The organism is Leisingera sp. ABM4_101 (assembly GCF_056158725.1).
The window spans coordinates 2,601,267-2,617,245 of sequence record NZ_JBSWTV010000002.1 but is presented as its reverse complement, the minus strand read 5'-3'; the positions used below and the strand labels follow the sequence as shown (position 1 = coordinate 2,617,245).

The window sequence follows — 15,979 nt, the reverse complement described above, 5'->3', positions numbered from 1 at the left end:
TGATCTCTCCTCTTAAGGCTCGCTTCGGGGCAGTTTGACTGCGCCCGAGCTGGCTCAGCCCATCAGGCTGGAGTGAATGTCCATTGCGGCATCGCGGCCCTCTGCCACGGCGGTCACGGTGAGGTCCTCGCCGCCAGAGGCGCAGTCGCCACCCGCCCAGACCCCTGCCATCGAGGTGCGGCCCGTTTCACTGACCTTGATCTTGCGGCCTTCAAGCTCCAGCGCATCGGGCTGACCTTCCAGCGTCTGGCCGATGGCCTTGAACACCTGATCCGCGGCCAATCGCACGGTCTCGCCGGTACCGGAGACCTTGCCGTCTGCGACCTGAGTATACTCCAATTCGATTTCCGCCGCTGCGCCATTGCCAAGCACCGCCTTGGGCATGACATTGAACATCAGCTTCACGCCCTTGGAGGCCGCCAGATCCTGCTCAAACCGGCTGGCGCCCATATCGTCACGGCTGCGCCGGTAGGCGATGGTGACGTTTTCTGCCCCCAGAAGTTTCGATTGCACCGCGGCATCGACCGCCGTCATGCCGCCACCGATCACCACCACATTGCGGCCCACCGGCAGCGCGGTCAGATCCTCAGCCTGGCGCAGCTCGGCAATGAACTCCACCGCGTCGCGCACGCCGTCCTTGTCCTCGCCCGGGGCGCGCAGGGCATTGACCCCCGCCAGGCCGATGGACAGGAACACAGCATCATAATCCGCCTTCAGAGCGTCCAGGGAAAGCTCCGCGCCCAGCTTCTTTCCGTAATCCATTGTAATGCCGCCGATCTGCAGCAGCCACTCAACTTCCCGCGCGGCAAAGTCGTTGGTGGACTTATAGGCGGCAATGCCGAATTCGTTGAGACCGCCCGCCTTGGACTTGGCGTCATAGATCACCACGTCATGGCCCAGCACGGCCAGCCGGTGAGCGGCAGAGAGGCCTGCAGGGCCCCCGCCCACAACAGCAACTTTCTTGCCGGATGCGGCTGCGCGGGTGAAGGGGTGCTCGCCCTTCTCCATCAGCGTGTCGGTGGCATAGCGCTGCAGACGGCCGATCTCGACCGGCTTACCCTCGGCGGTTTCACGCACGCAGGCCTCTTCGCACAGGGTTTCGGTCGGGCAGACCCGGGCGCACATGCCGCCCAGGATGTTTTGCTCCAGAATGGTGCGGGCCGCGCTTTCGGCGTGGCCTGCCTGGATCTCCCGGATGAACTGAGGGATGTCGATGGAGGTTGGACATGCGGTCATGCAAGGCGCGTCATAGCAGAAGTAGCAGCGGTCCGCCGCCACGGCTGCCTCATGCGCGTCATAGGCTGGATGCAGGTCCGAGAAATTCTCAGCGATCCCGGCAGCGTCCAAACGCGCTGCCTGAATGCCGGATGCCTGATGGCTGGTCGCCATTGGGTGTCTCCCTGATTTTCTATTGTTCTGATATCAGAGTGCCACAGTCTGATTTTTTATCAACTGGTAAAATTTTTCTTCGGGCAAAAAAAATGCCGCCCCCGGAAGAACGGCCTGCAACGGATTGAAAAAGCTGGATTATGCCAGAACAGCATTCGGCCGAATTGCGCCTGCAGCCGATCAAATACATTCTGAAACCGAGGCTCTCACCCCGAAATGGCGTCAATGGCCTGATCCTGTGCCAGCCTTTCAACGGCGTGAAAGCACTGGCCCTGGTCCCTGCACAGCCTCAGGATGGCAGCACTGCAGTGGCTTCGATTTCCACCTTGGCCTCATCCTCGACCAAGGCGGAAACCACCACCATGGTCATGGCCGGGAAGTGGTAGCCCATCACCGCGCGGTACGCTTTCCCGACCTCCGCCTGGTGGGCCAGGTACTCTGCCTTGTCCGTCACATACCAAGTAAGCCTGGTGATATCCTGGACTGTGCCGCCCGCCGTTTCGACGACGTCAAGTATATTGCGCAGCGCCTGGCTCATTTGCCCGATGAAGTCCTGCGCCTCGAACACTTGATCTGCAGTCCAGCCGATCTGGCCGCCGACAAACAGCTGCCGGCCTTCTGCCACCATGCCATTGGCATAGCCTTTTGCGGGCTTCCACCCTTCGGGATGCACGCTGATGGCCGGCATGGCGGAACTCCTTTGCTGATCACTGCCTGAGGCGACAATAGCTCTGCCGCAGCATTTATTTCAAGCTTAAAGTTTCTCAACGCAAGCGCTGCAAAAACAAAATCCGCGCAGGCCCAGCACCTGCGCGGCTTTGATTTTCGGAACGGCAGCGCGGCTTACATGCCAAGCGCTTCCTTGTACATTTCCAGCACCGCCTCTTCCTCGGCGATGTCGTTTTCGTCGCGCTTGCGCAGGGCGATGATCTTTCGCATCACCTTGGTGTCATAGCCGCGGCCCTTGGCCTCGGCCATCACCTCTTTCTGCTGCTCGGCGATGGTCTTCTTTTCCTCATCCAAACGCTCGAAGCGCTCGATGAACTGGCGCAATTCGCCAGCGGTCACTCGGTAGTTTTCGCTCTTTTCGTCTTCGGTGATGTCCATCTGCGGCTCCGTCGGCAAAGGCTGTCAGTTGCTGTCGGAGCAAGGGGATAGCGCCCCGCCTGCGGCACTGCAAGCAGCGAAAGAGCTGCGGGCGGACAGTCAGGCGGAAACCGGACCCTTTCACCGGCTGCTTGCGCGCGCGCCGCGGATCGGCTACTCGCCGCGCAGCACCATTTCCGCAGGAGCGCATTCATGTTCGAACTCATCGTCTGGACCGGAGCAGCCGTGTCCGTTGCCGGCCTGCTTGGACTGATCTGGTGCATTATCAAGGTAGCCCGCGCGCGGCGCCAGAACCTCAGCGACGAAGATCTCCGCACTGTGGTGCAGTCAGTGCTGCCCTACAACCTGGGCGCCCTGCTGCTGTCCGTTCTGGGACTGATGCTGGTGATGGTTGGCATTTTCCTGGGCTGACTTCCGGCCTTAACGGGGCAGCCCAGCCCTGACAGGCCAGTCAGACCGGCATATTGTCAAACATCTCCTCGACCGCTTCCTCGCAAAGCGCTGCTTCCAACCGGCGGAGCCGTCCAGGCACCTCTGCACCGGTCTTGCGCATGTAGTCCAGCAGCCGGATGAATTCCGGCCGCATCGCCAGCCGGTCCGGTCCGGTCTCTTGCCGGATCCTTGTTTCCAGGGTTTCGACGGTGTGCAGCAGATCTTCCTGAGTCATGAGCAGTCCTCCCTACGTCCTGTGAGTATGCCAGCATTTCGCAACAGTGATACGAAAGCCCGCAAAATCTGAGCGGCGCGGCGAAAATTTGCGCATCTTTGCCGGCCTTCTGACAATTCTCCGGGCGCCTTTGATGCAAGCCGAGACTACGGCGCGGCGCCAGCGCTCTGCCTTGACACAAATCAGACGGCTGCGATGATTTCCACACGCGGCTCATCTAACGGCCCGTGCCTGCTTGAAACGCATTCAAAAACCAATATATGACTTCCCGAACCAAAGGGAGAGCGACCGATGACCCCTGCCGTCCAGGCCTTTTTCGACGAAGCAACCAACACTGTCTCCTATGTGATTCGGGAACCAGAGGGCTCTGCCTGTGCAATCATCAATTCTGTTCTGGATTACGACCAGGCAGCCGGGCGCACCTGCACAGCCTCCGCGGACGCGATAACCGCCTGGGTCAGGGAACAAGGCCTGCGGGTGGAATGGATCCTGGAAAGCCATGTGCATGCCGACCACCTCTCTGCCGCACCCTATCTGCAGGAACAGCTGGGCGGAAAAATCGGGATTGGCAGCCGGATCACGGTGATACAGGACACGTTCGGAAAGATCTTCAACGAAGGCACCGAGTTTCAGCGCGATGGCAGCCAGTTCGACCGTTTGTTCCGCGAGGGCGACAGTTTCATGATCGGCCAGATGCGCGGCGAGGTATTGCATACCCCCGGGCACACGCCGGCCTGCCTCACCTATGTGATCGGCGACGCCGCTTTTGTTGGCGATACATTGTTCATGCCTGATTTCGGCACGGCGCGCTGCGACTTTCCGGGCGGCTCTTCGGCCGACCTTTATGAATTTATCCAAAGAATACTGGCGCTGCCTGATGAGACCCGCATTTTCGTCGGCCACGACTACAAGGCGCCAGGGCGCGACGAGTACGCCTGGGAGACCACGGTGGGCGAGCAGAAGGCCCTGAACGTGCATGTCGGTGCCGGGCGCAGCGCCGAGGCGTTCGTCGAGATGCGCGACGCCCGCGATGCAACCCTGGGCATGCCGCGGCTGATACTGCCCTCGCTGCAGGTCAACATGCGCGCCGGCCAGATGCCGGAGCCGGATGAACAGGGCGATGTGTTCCTGAAGATTCCGGTCAACAAGATCTGAGCGGACCAGACGGAGCAGGCAAATGGAAGCGGATTGGATTTGGGGCCTGTGCGGCGGTCTTTTGATCGGCCTAGGCGGAGCGGTGTATCTGCTGGGCAATGGCCGGATCATGGGCGCCAGCGGCATTCTGGGCGGCCTTCTGGATGGCAGCGGGCGCGGCATAGCAGCGGAGCGGGCCGCCTTCATCGCGGGTGTGACCGGGATGCCGCTGCTGATCGGCCTTGCAAGCGGCTCCACACCTGCAACTCATGTTACAGGCAGCGCTGCTGTCCTGGTGATTGCAGGCCTGCTGGTCGGGCTGGGAACACGGATCGCAAACGGCTGCACCTCCGGCCACGGGGTATGCGGCATCTCCCGGCTGTCCTTGCGCGGGATCACGGCAACCGCTGTGTTCATGCTGGCGGGCATTCTGACACTTGCAGTTCTGCGTCAGCTTCTGGGAGTTATCTGATGCTTCGGCTTTTTCTTGCGCTTGCTGCTGGCAGCCTGTTCGGGGCCGGGCTGATGCTGTCCGGCATGACAGACACCGCCAAAGTCCAGGGCTGGCTGGATATCTTCGGGCAATGGGATCCTGCCCTGGCCTTTGTGATGGGCGGCGCGCTGATACCTATGGCATTGGCCTGGCGCCTGTCCCGGGGCCGCCGCCCCGCTGCCGGCGGCAGCTTCCCTGCCCCGCCGCGGACAGAGCTGGACCGCCGTCTGGTTCTGGGATCGCTGATGTTCGGGGCGGGCTGGGGGCTGGCCGGGCTGTGCCCAGGCCCGGCGCTGGCCTCTCTCAGCTATAACGGCTGGCAGGGGGCGCTGTTTCTGGCAGCCATGGCCTGCGGCATGATAGCCGCCCCCAAACTCATCAGGCATCTGGACCGGCGCCCCGCAAACGCGTAAAGACTCGCCCCATGGACGCACGCATTATCACCCCCCGCTACTCGGTCTCGCCGCAGATCTCGGCTGAGGACCTGCCTGCCATTGCCGAAGCCGGTTACAAGACGGTGATCTGCAACCGCCCCGACGAAGAGGTCCCGCTCAGCCATCAGGCTGAGGCGATCCGCGCCGCTGCCGAAGCCGCAGGACTGCAATTCGAAGTGCTTCCGCTGACCCATCAGACGATGACACCGGAAAACGTGGCATTGCAGCGCGAGCTGTATGAAGGCTGCGAAGGTCCGGTTCTGGCATATTGCGCCTCTGGCACCCGTTGTTCGGTTGTCTGGGCGCTCAGCCAAGCCTGTGATATGCCGCCGGATGACATCCTGCAAAAGACCCAGGCCGCGGGATACCAGCTGGACGGTCTGCGTCCGGCCCTGGACTCGCTGGCAAGGCGCTGACTCTGTCAGCTTGTGATCTCAGAAAACTGGGGCCATCGCACGGAATTTAGCACCGCTGCGGCGATGCTGCCGGCCCTGCGTATGGCCCGTCACGGAGATCGCACCTGCGCGGCCCTTTGCGGTTTGAAGTAACTCAGCGTAGCACGCCCAGGCGCCTGACCCGAATAGGGGTCATTCACCCGCTCTCCGCCTAGTCGCCGCTCAGACCGGCCAGCTGGGAAATTTCTGCAGCCGCATCGCCTTCGCCAAAGTCCCCCAGATCGGCAGCGGGCAAATCAGGCAGGTCAGGCAAGTCCGGAAGCCCGCCGTCCAGCCCCTCCATGCTCAGCGCGCCATCGCCGAGGCCAGGCAGGTCCCCGGCATCCATGCCGCTTCCCATTGCACCATCAAGACCGCCATCGCCAAGAGCCGGCAGCCCGTCGCCGCCGCCCATGCCAAAGCCGCCGTCCATACCGGGCTCAGCTTCCAGTGCCGGCAGGCCCATATCATCCATTGGCTCCTGCAGGCCCTGGGCGGTGATTCCCATATCAAGCGCTGGCGCCGCACCGGCGGTGCTGCCTGTGCCTGCCCCGTCAGAGAATGCCATCTCATCAGCTCCGGCATCGCCGACCAGCCTGGTTCTGGGCTGGTTCAGGCGCACAGCACGCGCGCCGTTCATCTGACCGAGACGGCCCTGGGCCACAGACTGGCCGCCGATGGTCAAGAGGTCGGTTTCATAAAGGAACGCCTGATCCAAAGGCAGGGTATCCCCCACTTTCAGGCCGGCAAATTCATTCAGCGGCACCCGCATCTTGCACAGCACCGCTGACAGTTCCGCGCGGATAGACCCCATGTTGGCCCCAAGCGATGGCCCCTGGGTGCCGCCCGCCTGGCCGCCCTGCAGCTCCTCTGCAGTGGGTTCGGGCAGAATCAACTTCATCACCCCCTGCATGGCGCCGCAAGCCAGATCCAGGTTCAGCTCGATCACCCGGTAATCTTCGGCCTCCATTCCCAGAACGAGGCTGCGCACATTTTCCACTTGGGCACCGAACCGGTAGCCGTTGAAAATGGCCTGGTCAGCGTGACCGTCCAGCATCGCCATAACCTTGGCAAAGATGCGTTCCAGAAACTCTGCCGTCATTGCGGCATCGGTGGGCGTATAGTGGCGTTCATCCGGGGTCTTGCCGATCACTGCGCCAATGGTCTGCTGCTGGATCAGCGCCGTAACCATTGCGGCGTCCATGCTGGCAGCCCCCATCCGGCCATTGGGGCTATCCAGAACAACCAGCAGATCCTTGTCCGACAGCTGATCTGACAGGTCTTCCGGAATACGGTTCGACTGGCGTGCGGCCAGAACGGCCATCGGCAGATTGCAAAGATCCGCGGCGGCGCGCGCAACGGAGCGGCGCAAAGCCTTCAGCGTCGGAGAGGTCGTCAGTGCCCCGACACCTTCCTTTGTCGCTGCCAGCTTGCGAGCAAGCACACCCTGCTTGCCGCTGCCTGCCTCTGCTGCTTCTGTCTCAGACATAGGCTGTTTAACCTGCCCCTTGCGCGTCCCGTTTCCCCGGTTCTACCCGAAGGGAGGTTAACAACTCCTGTACCTCAGAGCAGATCACGCGGCCTTTTCGCCTGCTGCAGGTAAGGAAACCCGGAAAGCGCCGCCACTGTGCCCTGGCAGATACAGCACATCGCCGCCCAGCCGCTGCATGACCTCGCGGCAGATCGCCAGCCCCAACCCGGCTCCGCCGGCGCGCTCCGGGCTAACGCGCGAAAATTTCTCGAAAATCATCTGCTGGAAATCCGCCGGCACGCCGCTGCCGTTGTCGATGAAATCAATGTGCAAGCGCCCTCCTGCGGCAGCGGCGGCAATCGTCAATTCCGGCGTTTCCGCATCGCAGTATTTTTGGGCATTTGCGATCAGATTGATAAATACCTGCGCCAGCCGGTCCAGATCGGAGGACAGACGGAACCCCTCAGTCTCCGGGTTTCGTATAACCCTGAGCGGCCGGTCCGAGCCTGCCAGCGCCGCAGCAACCGCGTGATCCAGCACATCAGGCAGCGTGCCCGCTGTCATATTGAGGCTGACCTGCCCGTTCTCCAGCACGCTAAGATCCAGCAAGTCGTTCAGCAGCCGGGTCAGCCGCAAGGTCTCGTCATGAATGATTCCCGCATAGTGGCGCTGGTCCTGCGGGCTGAGCTGACCATTATCCCGAAGAATTTCCGAAAACGCCCGGATCGACGTCATCGGGGTGCGCAGCTCATGGCTGACCTGGCTCAGGAAGGCGTCCTTTTGTTCGGAAATCTGGGTTAGTTTCTCATTGGTTTCCCGCAGCTTACGCGCGGTTTCCGAGAGTTTTTCCGACTGCGCTTCCAGCCGGTTGGAATATTCAAGCATCTGCGCGGTTTCATCCGCAACCGCCAGCAGGTCGGCAACAGAAACAGAGGAGCCGCCAGCAATCTGGCCGATCATCGCATGGGCCGCGGCCGCACCGATCGAGGCGCTCAGCTCCCGCTCCAGCCGCTCCAGGAATGCAGGCGTAGGTTCCGGCAACGGGCCGCGGCCACCCTGGCGCAGCCGCTCGCGCTGGAAAAACGCCTGTGCCTCATGGGCGCCCAGGATCCGCTGCGACATGATCATCAGATCCTCGCATTGCGCCACCGAGCCGGTCCAGCCACGCGGTCCTGCGGAATGGTCGAAAACATTGACAAACTGTGCGCCCTGCAGCCGTTCCAGCGGGCTGGGGAAGCTCATCAGCGACACCAGGCAGAACGCCAGTGCATTGAGGCTCATCGACCACATCACCGCATGGACTGTCGGGTCCAGCCCCTCAACCCCGAACAGCGCCTCAGGGCGCAGCCAGCTGAGGCCGAACAGGCCGTGGCGCAGGATATGTTCCGGCAGCAGCCCGCCACCCAGGGCAGGCAGCAGCATGGTGTACAGCCAGATCGTAAAACCGACGGTCAGCCCGGCCAGGGCACCGCTGCGGGTGGCGCCGCGCCAGAACAGCCCGCCCACCAGCGCAGGCAGGATCTGCGCCACCCCGGCAAAGGAAATCAGGCCGATTGCCGCCAGCGCCGCCGCCCCGCCTGAGAGGTGATAGTAGAAATACCCCAGCGCCATGATCACCGCGATCGATACCCGGCGCGACAGCAGCACAACGTCGCGCACGTCGCCGGAGACCGAGGCCTGGCGGCTCTGCAGCCGCAGCCAGACCGGCATCACGATATGGTTCGACACCATCGTCGACAGCGCCATGGCCGCCACGATCACCATTGACGTCGCCGAAGAGAACCCGCCCAGGAACGACAGCACCGCCAGCCCCTGCTGGCCTTGCTGCAACGGCACCGTCAGCACGAACATGTCCGGGTTGGACCCTGCCGGCAGCAGCTCCAGCCCCACCGCAGCAATCGGCACCACAAACATCGAGATCAGCAGCAGGTACAGCGGAAACGCCCAGGAGGCGATGCGCAGGTGGCGTTCGTCCTCGTTTTCGACCACCATCACCTGGAACATCCGCGGCAGGCAAACAAAGGCCGCCGCAGCCAGAAAGGTGATCGCAGCCCAGCGGCTGCCGTCCACATTCCACTGGCCGATCTGCGAGGCATCAATGCGCTGCAGCGTTTCGCCGACACCGCCGGCCACGCCCCAGACCACAAACACGCCCACCGCCAGCAAGGCAGCCAGTTTGACAATCGCCTCCAGCGCCACGGCTGTGACCACGCCGTGGTGGCGTTCATTGGCATTCAGGTTGCGGGTGCCGAACAGAATGGCAAAGACCGCCAGACCGGCGGCAACCCAGAACACGGTGGAGGTCTCGTTGAAGCCGCGCAGAGGATCGGCTTCGGCGAAGATTGCAAAGGACAGCGTAATCGACTGCAACTGCAGGGAAATATACGGCGTAACACCAATCACCGCGAGGATGGTCACACCGGTCGCCAGCAGGTTCGATTTGCCATAGCGCGACGACAAGAGGTCGGCGATGGAGGTGATCCGCTGGCTGCGCCCGATCCGCACCAGCTTGCGCAGCCCCCACCACCAGCCGATCATAACCAGCGACGGACCGAGGTAGATGGTCACGAACTCCAGCCCGGACCGCGCGGCATAGCCGACGGCGCCGTAAAAAGTCCAGGCGGTGCAATAGATTGACAGCGACAGCGTATAGATCAGCGGCGAGCGCATCCAGGCAGCGCTGCGGCCGCGGCTTGCCATGCGGTCGGCCCAAAAGGCGATGAAGAACAGAAAGGCCACATAGGCAAGGCACACAAAGGCAAGCACATTGAGCGAGGCCATCAGCTGTCCTCCGCCGCACCTGGCGCGTCTGCCCCGTCCGGCCCGCCGCCGGTCCAGTGGTCCGCCCACCGCTGCACTGCCAGGCTGAAGATGAAGCAAGCGCCGATCAAACCTACCCAGACGGCGAAAATATATATGATCGCCGAAGACATGCTGACGCCGTCCCGGGCGGCCGGATGGGTCGAGGCCTCGGGCCACAGCAGCGGCAGCGCCAGCAGCAGCGCGCCCAGCACCGGCAGCAAGCGCGCGATGTCCATCAGGCGGCGGCGGCGGTAGGTCTGGCGTTCCGCGCGGGTGCCGGTTTGCTCTTCGGTGCTGCTGTCCCGGGTCATCCCTGGCCGGCCTGGGCGTGCAGATCGCGCACCGCTGTCAGCACCTCGGCATTGGAGAAAGGTTTGGTCATAAAGCGGGTAACCCCGGCTTTTTCCGCCATTTCGCGGTCGCGCATCTGGCCGCGGGCCGTGAGCATGAGCACTGGAAGCTTGGTCATTCCAGCTGCTCCGCGCAGCTCGCGGACGATCTCAAGCCCGCTTTTGCCCGGCAGCATCAGATCCAGAATCACCAGATCGGGATTCGCGTCCCGGATCAGATCCACCGCCGTGGCGCCATCCGTATGCGCGTCCACGCTCCAGCCGTCCCGTGTCAGCAGGAACCGGATGGCTTCGGTGATATTCGGTTCATCTTCAATCAGAACAACATGCCTGCCCATCAGCAGAAATTCCTCCCCGCGCTGCCCTCCGCCGAACCGGCCCGGGCACGCATTCATTTTTGCGCAGGTTAGCCCCCTGCCCGCATCACTGTCAAAACTCTTCCTTCAGGATCGACGGCTCCCGCCGGGCTGCACAGCCCTGCCGGGGGCACACCCGGCAGCTGGCGCCCACCAGTTGGGGATCCTCCGCATCTTTGGTCCCCGGCAGGATCAGCATCACCGCCCGGTAAAGCGGATCGGCATTGAAATCCGGCATTTCCTGTGGCCAGGCAACGGCCATGCAGTCAAAGGCCGCCGCGTTGCGCCCTTGCTGCAGTACATTGCGCCGGACCGGCACATGCGGGTTCACCAATGCTGTGTAAAGCGGCCACAACGGACAGGATGCGCCAAAGCGCGGCATCGCAAAACCAGTTACCGGCTTTCGGAACAGCAGCGTGCCAGAGGCATCGCAAACTGCCAGCCCCGCCTCTTGACCCAGCACCTCTTCAGGCAGCGCGGCCAATCGGCGCAGCACTGCCGCCAGGCCGCAGCCAAAACGGCGCGCCAGGGCAACCGGCGCGATGCCGCGGGTTTGAATCTCCCGGCTTATCTGCGGCAGCGGCATTGCCTGCGCGTCCGCAAGGTATTGCTCCAAAGCCGCCCGGGCCAGGCTGCGCGCGGCCCCGCTGGTCAGGTCGGGCGCATCCTGCAACAGGTGCTCCGGCCCGGTAGTGCCATCCTCCAGCACCGGGAAGTGAAACCCATGCGCCTGAAAGAAAAACTCGACTTCTTCCTGCGGCATGCCGCGGCGGTCGGCGCCGGTATCGCCCTCGTCGAGGAAATTCACCAGGGCACGGCTGCTTTCCGACAGGCGCAGCGAATCCTGATTGAGGTTCTTGTGAAAGCGGTCGCGCCATTCCGGCTCCAGTTCCCCGGTTTCTGCCAAGATCGATGCGGTAGACCGGATCGCTGCTGCGGTCGACAACACCTCATGCACCGAGGCGGCCAGGTTGGGATCATGGGTCAGCCGGTCCGACAGGGTTTCAACCGTGCGCTCCAGCGTCGCGACGCGGCGGTGCCCGGCGGCCAGCACCTCGGCCCAGCCCGGGAAACGGCCTGCGAATTCATCCACCCTGTCCAGCTCCGCCACGGGCACGCCGCTGTCCGCCGCCGCCTCCCGCAGGGTCGAGATCAGCGCCGCCTCTGCGCCCTCGCTCAGCATCGAGGGCTCCACGCCCAGCACCCCGGCGATGCCAACCAGCAATTTGCCGCCAATTCTGCGCCGGTTGTGTTCGATCAGGTTAAGGTAAGACGCCGAAATCCCAGCCTCCCGCGCCAGTTCTGCCTGGCGCAGCCCAAGGATCAGCCGGCGCTCACGGATCCGGCTTCCGGTCAGGGTGTCGCGTGCCATTTCAGCGGGTCTCCCAAAACTCTGTCATTTCAAAGGCTTTCTGCAACGCAATATAAGTTTGTTTACAGAGCACCACAGAATACTGTTCAGTTCTTTACAGGATTTTCAAGCATTAAAAGGGTTTTATTGCCTGAGTTTACATGACGCTCCCATACTGATTTTGCACGAATTGTGCTGGTACCGCGCAGAAGTGAGGAGCTGCAAGGGACCAAACATATTAGGGAGGAATACATGTCTAAGTTCGACGTTTCGCGCCGAGGTCTCTTGCGGACCGGTGCCGTGGCAGGCGCAGGAATTGCACTGCCGACCATCTTTACCGCGCAAAGCGCGCACGCATTTACCAATGAACCGACCGGCGGCACCGTTACCCTCGGCTTCAACGTGCCCCAGACCGGCCCTTACGCGGACGAAGGCGCCGACGAACTGCGCGCCTATGAGCTGGCGGTCGAGCACCTGAACGGCGGCGGCGACGGCGGCATGATGAACACCTTCAGCTCCAAGGCGCTGCAGGGCAACGGCATTCTGGGCAAGAAGGTGCAATATGTCACCGGCGACACCCAGACCAAATCCGATGCCGCCCGCGCCTCTGCCAAGTCGATGATCGAAAAAGACGGCGCCATCATGATCACCGGCGGCTCGTCCTCCGGTGTGGCTGTGGCGGTGCAGGCGCTCTGTCAGGAGGCCGGCGTGATCTTCATGGCCGGTCTCACCCACTCCAACGACACCACAGGCAAAGACAAGCGGGCCAACGGCTTCCGCCATTTCTTCAACTCCTACATGTCCGGTGCGGCGCTGGCGCCGGTGCTGGCAGGCGCCTATGGCAAGGACCGCAAGGCCTATCACCTGACCGCGGACTACAACTGGGGCTACACTACCGAAGAGGCGGTGAAATCCTCGACCGAGGCCATGGGCTGGGAAACCGTTGCCGCAGTGAAGACCCCGCTGACGCAGACCGATTTCTCATCCTATATCGCACCGGTCCTGCAGTCCGGCGCCGACACGCTGGTTCTGAACCACTACGGCGGCAACATGGTGAACTCGCTGACCAACGCGGTGCAGTTCGGCCTGCGTGACAAGCAGGTGAACGGAAAGGACTTCCAGATCGTCGTGCCGCTCTACTCCCGCCTGATGGCCAAGGGTGCAGGCGCCAACGTCAAGGGCATCTTCGGCTCCACCAACTGGCACTGGACGCTGCAGGACGAAGGCTCCAAGGCCTTTGTGAAGTCCTTCGGCACCAAATACGGCTTCCCGCCGAGCCAGGCCGCGCACACCACCTATGTTCAGACCCTGCTCTATGCGGATGCGGTTGAGCGCGCGGGTTCCTTTGCGCCCTGTGCCGTCGCCGAAGCGCTTGAGGATTATGAATTCGACGGCCTGGGCAACGGCAAAACTCTGTACCGCGGTGCCGACCATCAGTGCTTCAAGGACGTGCTGGTCGTGAAGGGCAAGGAAAACCCGACGTCTGAATTCGACCTGCTCGAAATCGTCGAAGTCACCCCGGTTGACCAGGTGACCTATGCCCCGGATCACCCGCAGTTCTCCGGCGGCGCCCTGGGCACTTGCAACAACGGCGCCTGAAGCGGCCGCTTGATCTGCATCTGAACAGACGGGCGGCGGGCTCTCCTTGCGAAGGCCCCTGCCCCCTGCTGCTCCCGCAAAAGCCGCCCTGTGACGGGCCCTGCTGCTTTATGCACTCACACTTTCAGAGGGTGGGACAATGGACGCCATAATCCTCCAAATCCTGAACGGGCTCGACAAGGGCTCAGCCTATGCGCTGATTGCGCTGGGCCTGACACTCATTTTCGGCACACTGGGCGTTGTGAATTTTGCCCATGGCGCATTGTTCATGATCGGCGCCTTCTGCGCGGTGACCCTGAGCCGCATCCTGACGCTGAGCCACACAATCATCGACGAAACCCAAAAGGACTTCCTCGGCAATCCGCTGAAGGTTGAGGTCCCTTATGTGCATGACCTGTTCGGCATAGCCACGGGCGATGCGATCATCGACTGGGCGGTGCCGCTGTCCGTCCTCTTTGCCATTCCGATCATGATCCTGGTTGGCGTGGTGATGGAGCGCGGGCTGATCAAGCATTTCTACAAGCGCCCCCATGCGGACCAGATCCTGGTGACCTTCGGCCTCGCCATCGTTCTGCAGGAAGTCATCAAGTATTTCTACGGCGCCAACCCGATCCCGACCCCGGCCCCTGCGGCCTTCAAGGGCTCGCTGGATTTCGGCGCCATGCTGGGCTTTGACCCGAACCTGATCATCTATCCCTACTGGCGGATCATCTACTTCGGCTTTGCCGCGGTGATCATCGGCGGAGTCTTTGCCTTCCTGCAATTCACCACCTTCGGCATGGTGGTCCGCGCTGGTATGGCCGACCGCGAGACCGTCGGCCTTCTGGGTATCAACATCGACAAGCAATTCACCATCATGTTCGGCATCGCCGCCGCGGTCGCAGGCCTGGCCGGCGTCATGTACACGCCGATCAACTCCCCCAACTACCACATGGGCATGGACTTTCTGGTCCTAAGCTTCGTGGTGGTCGTCGTCGGCGGCATGGGCTCCTTGCCCGGCGCGGTGCTGGCAGGCTTCCTGCTGGGCGTGCTGGAGAGCTTTGCCTCGATGCGCGAGGTCATCGACATCATTCCGGGCATCAACCAGATCATCATCTATCTGGTCGCCATCATCATTCTGCTGACCCGCCCGCGGGGCCTGATGGGCCGCAAAGGCGTGATGGAGGACTAAGACCATGTTCAACCTGAACAAAAAAGACCTGAGCCTCCTGATCATCGTGGCGGTGCTGACCCTGTTCGCCCCCTTCATCCTGAACCCCTTCCCCGCGGGCAGCGCGATGGCGCAATTCAACGCGGGCTACCCGGACCTGATGCAGCGGTTTGTGATCTTCGGGATCTTCGCGATCGGCTTTAACATCCTCTTCGGCCTCACCGGCTACCTGTCCTTTGGCCATGCGGCCTTCCTCGGTGTCGGCTCTTATGCGGCTGTCTGGATGTTCAAACTGCTGAGCATGAACGTGATCCCGGCGATCCTGCTGGCAGTGATCGTCTCCGGCCTGTTCTCGCTGCTGATCGGCTTTGTCTCCCTGCGCCGCTCGGGCATCTACTTTTCGATCCTGACGCTGGCCTTTGCGCAGATGATGTTTGCCCTGGCCTACTCCGTGCTGACCCCCATCACCGGCGGTGAGACCGGCCTGCAACTGGCGCTGGATGATCCGCGCATCCTGGGCGCAAGCCAGACCGCCGAGGGCAACATCCCGGTGCCCGGCCTGTTCGGGCTGGAGATGCGCGACAGCGCGGAACTGGTGATCGGCAGCTGGGTCTTCACCTTCAACGTCGGCTACTACTTCTGCGCGCTGGTGCTGCTTGCCTCCTTCTACCTGGCGATCCGCATCTTCCGCTCGCCCTTTGGCATGATGCTGCGGGCGGTGAAGTCGAACCAGCAGCGGATGAACTACACCGGCCTCAACACCCGGCCCTACACCCTGGCTGCTTTTGTGATCTCCGGCATGTATGCAGGCCTGGCCGGCGGGCTGATGGCCTCGATGGACCCGCTGGCAGGGGCTGAGCGGATGCAATGGACCGCCTCCGGCGAAGTTGTTCTGATGACTATCCTGGGTGGTGCCGGCACTCTGATCGGCCCGGTGCTGGGTGCAGGCTTCATCAAGTACTTCGAGAACATCTTCTCCAAGATCAACGACAACGTCCTGCACAGCTGGTTCAGCTTTCTGCCGGATGGGCTGGAGGACGCGGTGGTCTTCATCATCCACCCCTTCATCGGCAAGGGCTGGCACCTGACCCTGGGCATCCTGTTCATGCTGGTTGTGATCTTCCTGCCCGGCGGCCTGGTCGAAGGCGGTCAGCGGATCCGGGGCTGGCTCAAGAACCGCAAGACCAAGGACAACGGTTCAGCCTCCCATGAAACCAACCCTGCGGAATAAGGAGACAGACA

General features: G+C 62.4%; 17 protein-coding genes. 8 read left to right on the top strand and 9 right to left on the bottom strand.

Features of this window, described 5'->3' with window-relative positions; translation table 11 throughout:
* Positions 1–54: 54 nt before the first annotated feature.
* From ACXAEK_RS13985 to ACXAEK_RS13975, 3 genes are all read right to left on the bottom strand, one after another.
* On the bottom strand, positions 55–1,389 hold the full coding sequence (locus ACXAEK_RS13985; protein WP_475042763.1) for an NAD(P)-dependent oxidoreductase: 1,335 nt from the start codon (positions 1,387–1,389) through the stop codon (positions 55–57).
* Between the two features lie 289 nt (positions 1,390–1,678).
* Positions 1,679–2,077 carry a RidA family protein gene (locus ACXAEK_RS13980; RefSeq protein ID WP_475042762.1) on the bottom strand — a complete coding sequence of 133 codons (399 nt, stop codon included), beginning with the start codon at positions 2,075–2,077 and terminating at the stop codon, positions 1,679–1,681.
* A gap of 155 nt (positions 2,078–2,232) precedes the next feature.
* Positions 2,233–2,496 (bottom strand): DUF2312 domain-containing protein, encoded by a 264-nt coding sequence (locus ACXAEK_RS13975; RefSeq protein ID WP_008553759.1) that lies wholly within the window; start codon positions 2,494–2,496, stop codon positions 2,233–2,235.
* Positions 2,497–2,688: 192 nt separating this feature from the next.
* On the opposite strand from ACXAEK_RS13975, the gene ACXAEK_RS13970 reads away from it, so the two are divergent.
* On the top strand, positions 2,689–2,907 hold the full coding sequence (locus ACXAEK_RS13970) for a hypothetical protein (protein ID WP_475042760.1): 219 nt from the start codon (positions 2,689–2,691) through the stop codon (positions 2,905–2,907).
* Positions 2,908–2,947: 40 nt separating this feature from the next.
* Here ACXAEK_RS13970 and ACXAEK_RS13965 read toward each other — a convergent pair whose 3' ends face one another.
* On the bottom strand, positions 2,948–3,163 hold the full coding sequence (locus ACXAEK_RS13965) for a hypothetical protein (RefSeq protein ID WP_475042759.1): 216 nt from the start codon (positions 3,161–3,163) through the stop codon (positions 2,948–2,950).
* 291 nt (positions 3,164–3,454) lie between these two features.
* On the opposite strand from ACXAEK_RS13965, the gene ACXAEK_RS13960 reads away from it, so the two are divergent.
* The 4 genes from ACXAEK_RS13960 to ACXAEK_RS13945 are packed head-to-tail and all read left to right on the top strand — an operon-like array spanning position 3,455 to position 5,640.
* The gene (locus ACXAEK_RS13960) at positions 3,455–4,318 is read left to right on the top strand and encodes an MBL fold metallo-hydrolase (RefSeq protein ID WP_475042757.1); all 864 of its coding nucleotides are present in this window, start codon (positions 3,455–3,457) and stop codon (positions 4,316–4,318) included.
* A gap of 22 nt (positions 4,319–4,340) precedes the next feature.
* On the top strand, positions 4,341–4,769 hold the full coding sequence (locus tag ACXAEK_RS13955) for a YeeE/YedE family protein (protein WP_475042755.1): 429 nt from the start codon (positions 4,341–4,343) through the stop codon (positions 4,767–4,769).
* Positions 4,769–5,203: a DUF6691 family protein gene (locus ACXAEK_RS13950; protein ID WP_475042754.1), complete on the top strand. Its 435-nt coding sequence runs from the start codon at positions 4,769–4,771 to the stop codon at positions 5,201–5,203. Before ACXAEK_RS13955 ends, ACXAEK_RS13950 begins: the two co-directional genes overlap by 1 nt.
* Positions 5,204–5,214: 11 nt before the next feature.
* Positions 5,215–5,640 carry a protein tyrosine phosphatase family protein gene (locus tag ACXAEK_RS13945; protein WP_475042752.1) on the top strand — a complete coding sequence of 142 codons (426 nt, stop codon included), beginning with the start codon at positions 5,215–5,217 and terminating at the stop codon, positions 5,638–5,640.
* Positions 5,641–5,830: 190 nt separating this feature from the next.
* Here the strand turns inward: ACXAEK_RS13945 and ACXAEK_RS13940 are convergent, their stop codons facing one another.
* The 5 genes from ACXAEK_RS13940 to ACXAEK_RS13920 all read right to left on the bottom strand — a co-directional run bounded on the left by ACXAEK_RS13940 (position 5,831) and on the right by ACXAEK_RS13920 (position 12,009).
* Positions 5,831–7,147: a FliM/FliN family flagellar motor switch protein gene (locus ACXAEK_RS13940; RefSeq protein WP_475042751.1), complete on the bottom strand. Its 1,317-nt coding sequence runs from the start codon at positions 7,145–7,147 to the stop codon at positions 5,831–5,833.
* 84 nt (positions 7,148–7,231) lie between these two features.
* On the bottom strand, positions 7,232–9,910 hold the full coding sequence (locus tag ACXAEK_RS13935) for an ATP-binding protein (RefSeq protein WP_475042750.1): 2,679 nt from the start codon (positions 9,908–9,910) through the stop codon (positions 7,232–7,234).
* Positions 9,910–10,242 (bottom strand): hypothetical protein, encoded by a 333-nt coding sequence (locus ACXAEK_RS13930; RefSeq protein ID WP_475042749.1) that lies wholly within the window; start codon positions 10,240–10,242, stop codon positions 9,910–9,912. Before ACXAEK_RS13930 ends, ACXAEK_RS13935 begins: the two co-directional genes overlap by 1 nt.
* Complete coding sequence (locus ACXAEK_RS13925; RefSeq protein ID WP_475042747.1) at positions 10,239–10,619, bottom strand: response regulator transcription factor; 381 nt, start codon at positions 10,617–10,619, stop codon at positions 10,239–10,241. The genes ACXAEK_RS13930 and ACXAEK_RS13925 overlap by 4 nt, the downstream gene beginning before the upstream one ends.
* A 91-nt stretch (positions 10,620–10,710) precedes the next feature.
* Positions 10,711–12,009 carry a short-chain fatty acyl-CoA regulator family protein gene (locus ACXAEK_RS13920; protein ID WP_475042746.1) on the bottom strand — a complete coding sequence of 433 codons (1,299 nt, stop codon included), beginning with the start codon at positions 12,007–12,009 and terminating at the stop codon, positions 10,711–10,713.
* Positions 12,010–12,240: 231 nt separating this feature from the next.
* On the opposite strand from ACXAEK_RS13920, the gene ACXAEK_RS13915 reads away from it, so the two are divergent.
* From ACXAEK_RS13915 to ACXAEK_RS13905, 3 genes are all read left to right on the top strand, one after another.
* Complete coding sequence (locus tag ACXAEK_RS13915; protein WP_475042744.1) at positions 12,241–13,587, top strand: substrate-binding protein; 1,347 nt, start codon at positions 12,241–12,243, stop codon at positions 13,585–13,587.
* Between the two features lie 139 nt (positions 13,588–13,726).
* Positions 13,727–14,758 (top strand): branched-chain amino acid ABC transporter permease, encoded by a 1,032-nt coding sequence (locus ACXAEK_RS13910; protein ID WP_475042742.1) that lies wholly within the window; start codon positions 13,727–13,729, stop codon positions 14,756–14,758.
* Positions 14,759–14,762: 4 nt separating this feature from the next.
* Entirely contained in the window at positions 14,763–15,968 is a 1,206-nt protein-coding gene (locus tag ACXAEK_RS13905) for a branched-chain amino acid ABC transporter permease (protein WP_475042740.1), read from the top strand.
* The last annotated feature ends 11 nt before the right edge of the window (positions 15,969–15,979 follow it).

What these genes read in the sequence shown, in the direction of transcription:
- ACXAEK_RS13915 (WP_475042744.1), top strand. Translation starts at nt 12,241, where the DNA reads ATGTCTAAGTTCGACGTTTCGCGCCGAGGTCTCTTGCGGACCGGTGCC.
- ACXAEK_RS13960 (WP_475042757.1), top strand. Translation starts at nt 3,455, where the DNA reads ATGACCCCTGCCGTCCAGGCCTTTTTCGACGAAGCAACCAACACTGTC.
- ACXAEK_RS13945 (WP_475042752.1), top strand. Translation starts at nt 5,215, where the DNA reads ATGGACGCACGCATTATCACCCCCCGCTACTCGGTCTCGCCGCAGATC.
- ACXAEK_RS13975 (WP_008553759.1), bottom strand. Translation starts at nt 2,496, where the DNA reads ATGGACATCACCGAAGACGAAAAGAGCGAAAACTACCGAGTGACCGCT.
- ACXAEK_RS13910 (WP_475042742.1), top strand. Translation starts at nt 13,727, where the DNA reads ATGGACGCCATAATCCTCCAAATCCTGAACGGGCTCGACAAGGGCTCA.
- ACXAEK_RS13930 (WP_475042749.1), bottom strand. Translation starts at nt 10,242, where the DNA reads ATGACCCGGGACAGCAGCACCGAAGAGCAAACCGGCACCCGCGCGGAA.
- ACXAEK_RS13985 (WP_475042763.1), bottom strand. Translation starts at nt 1,389, where the DNA reads ATGGCGACCAGCCATCAGGCATCCGGCATTCAGGCAGCGCGTTTGGAC.
- ACXAEK_RS13940 (WP_475042751.1), bottom strand. Translation starts at nt 7,147, where the DNA reads ATGTCTGAGACAGAAGCAGCAGAGGCAGGCAGCGGCAAGCAGGGTGTG.
- ACXAEK_RS13920 (WP_475042746.1), bottom strand. Translation starts at nt 12,009, where the DNA reads ATGGCACGCGACACCCTGACCGGAAGCCGGATCCGTGAGCGCCGGCTG.
- ACXAEK_RS13925 (WP_475042747.1), bottom strand. Translation starts at nt 10,619, where the DNA reads ATGGGCAGGCATGTTGTTCTGATTGAAGATGAACCGAATATCACCGAA.
- ACXAEK_RS13935 (WP_475042750.1), bottom strand. Translation starts at nt 9,910, where the DNA reads ATGGCCTCGCTCAATGTGCTTGCCTTTGTGTGCCTTGCCTATGTGGCC.
- ACXAEK_RS13980 (WP_475042762.1), bottom strand. Translation starts at nt 2,077, where the DNA reads ATGCCGGCCATCAGCGTGCATCCCGAAGGGTGGAAGCCCGCAAAAGGC.
- ACXAEK_RS13970 (WP_475042760.1), top strand. Translation starts at nt 2,689, where the DNA reads ATGTTCGAACTCATCGTCTGGACCGGAGCAGCCGTGTCCGTTGCCGGC.
- ACXAEK_RS13905 (WP_475042740.1), top strand. Translation starts at nt 14,763, where the DNA reads ATGTTCAACCTGAACAAAAAAGACCTGAGCCTCCTGATCATCGTGGCG.
- ACXAEK_RS13965 (WP_475042759.1), bottom strand. Translation starts at nt 3,163, where the DNA reads ATGACTCAGGAAGATCTGCTGCACACCGTCGAAACCCTGGAAACAAGG.
- ACXAEK_RS13955 (WP_475042755.1), top strand. Translation starts at nt 4,341, where the DNA reads ATGGAAGCGGATTGGATTTGGGGCCTGTGCGGCGGTCTTTTGATCGGC.
- ACXAEK_RS13950 (WP_475042754.1), top strand. Translation starts at nt 4,769, where the DNA reads ATGCTTCGGCTTTTTCTTGCGCTTGCTGCTGGCAGCCTGTTCGGGGCC.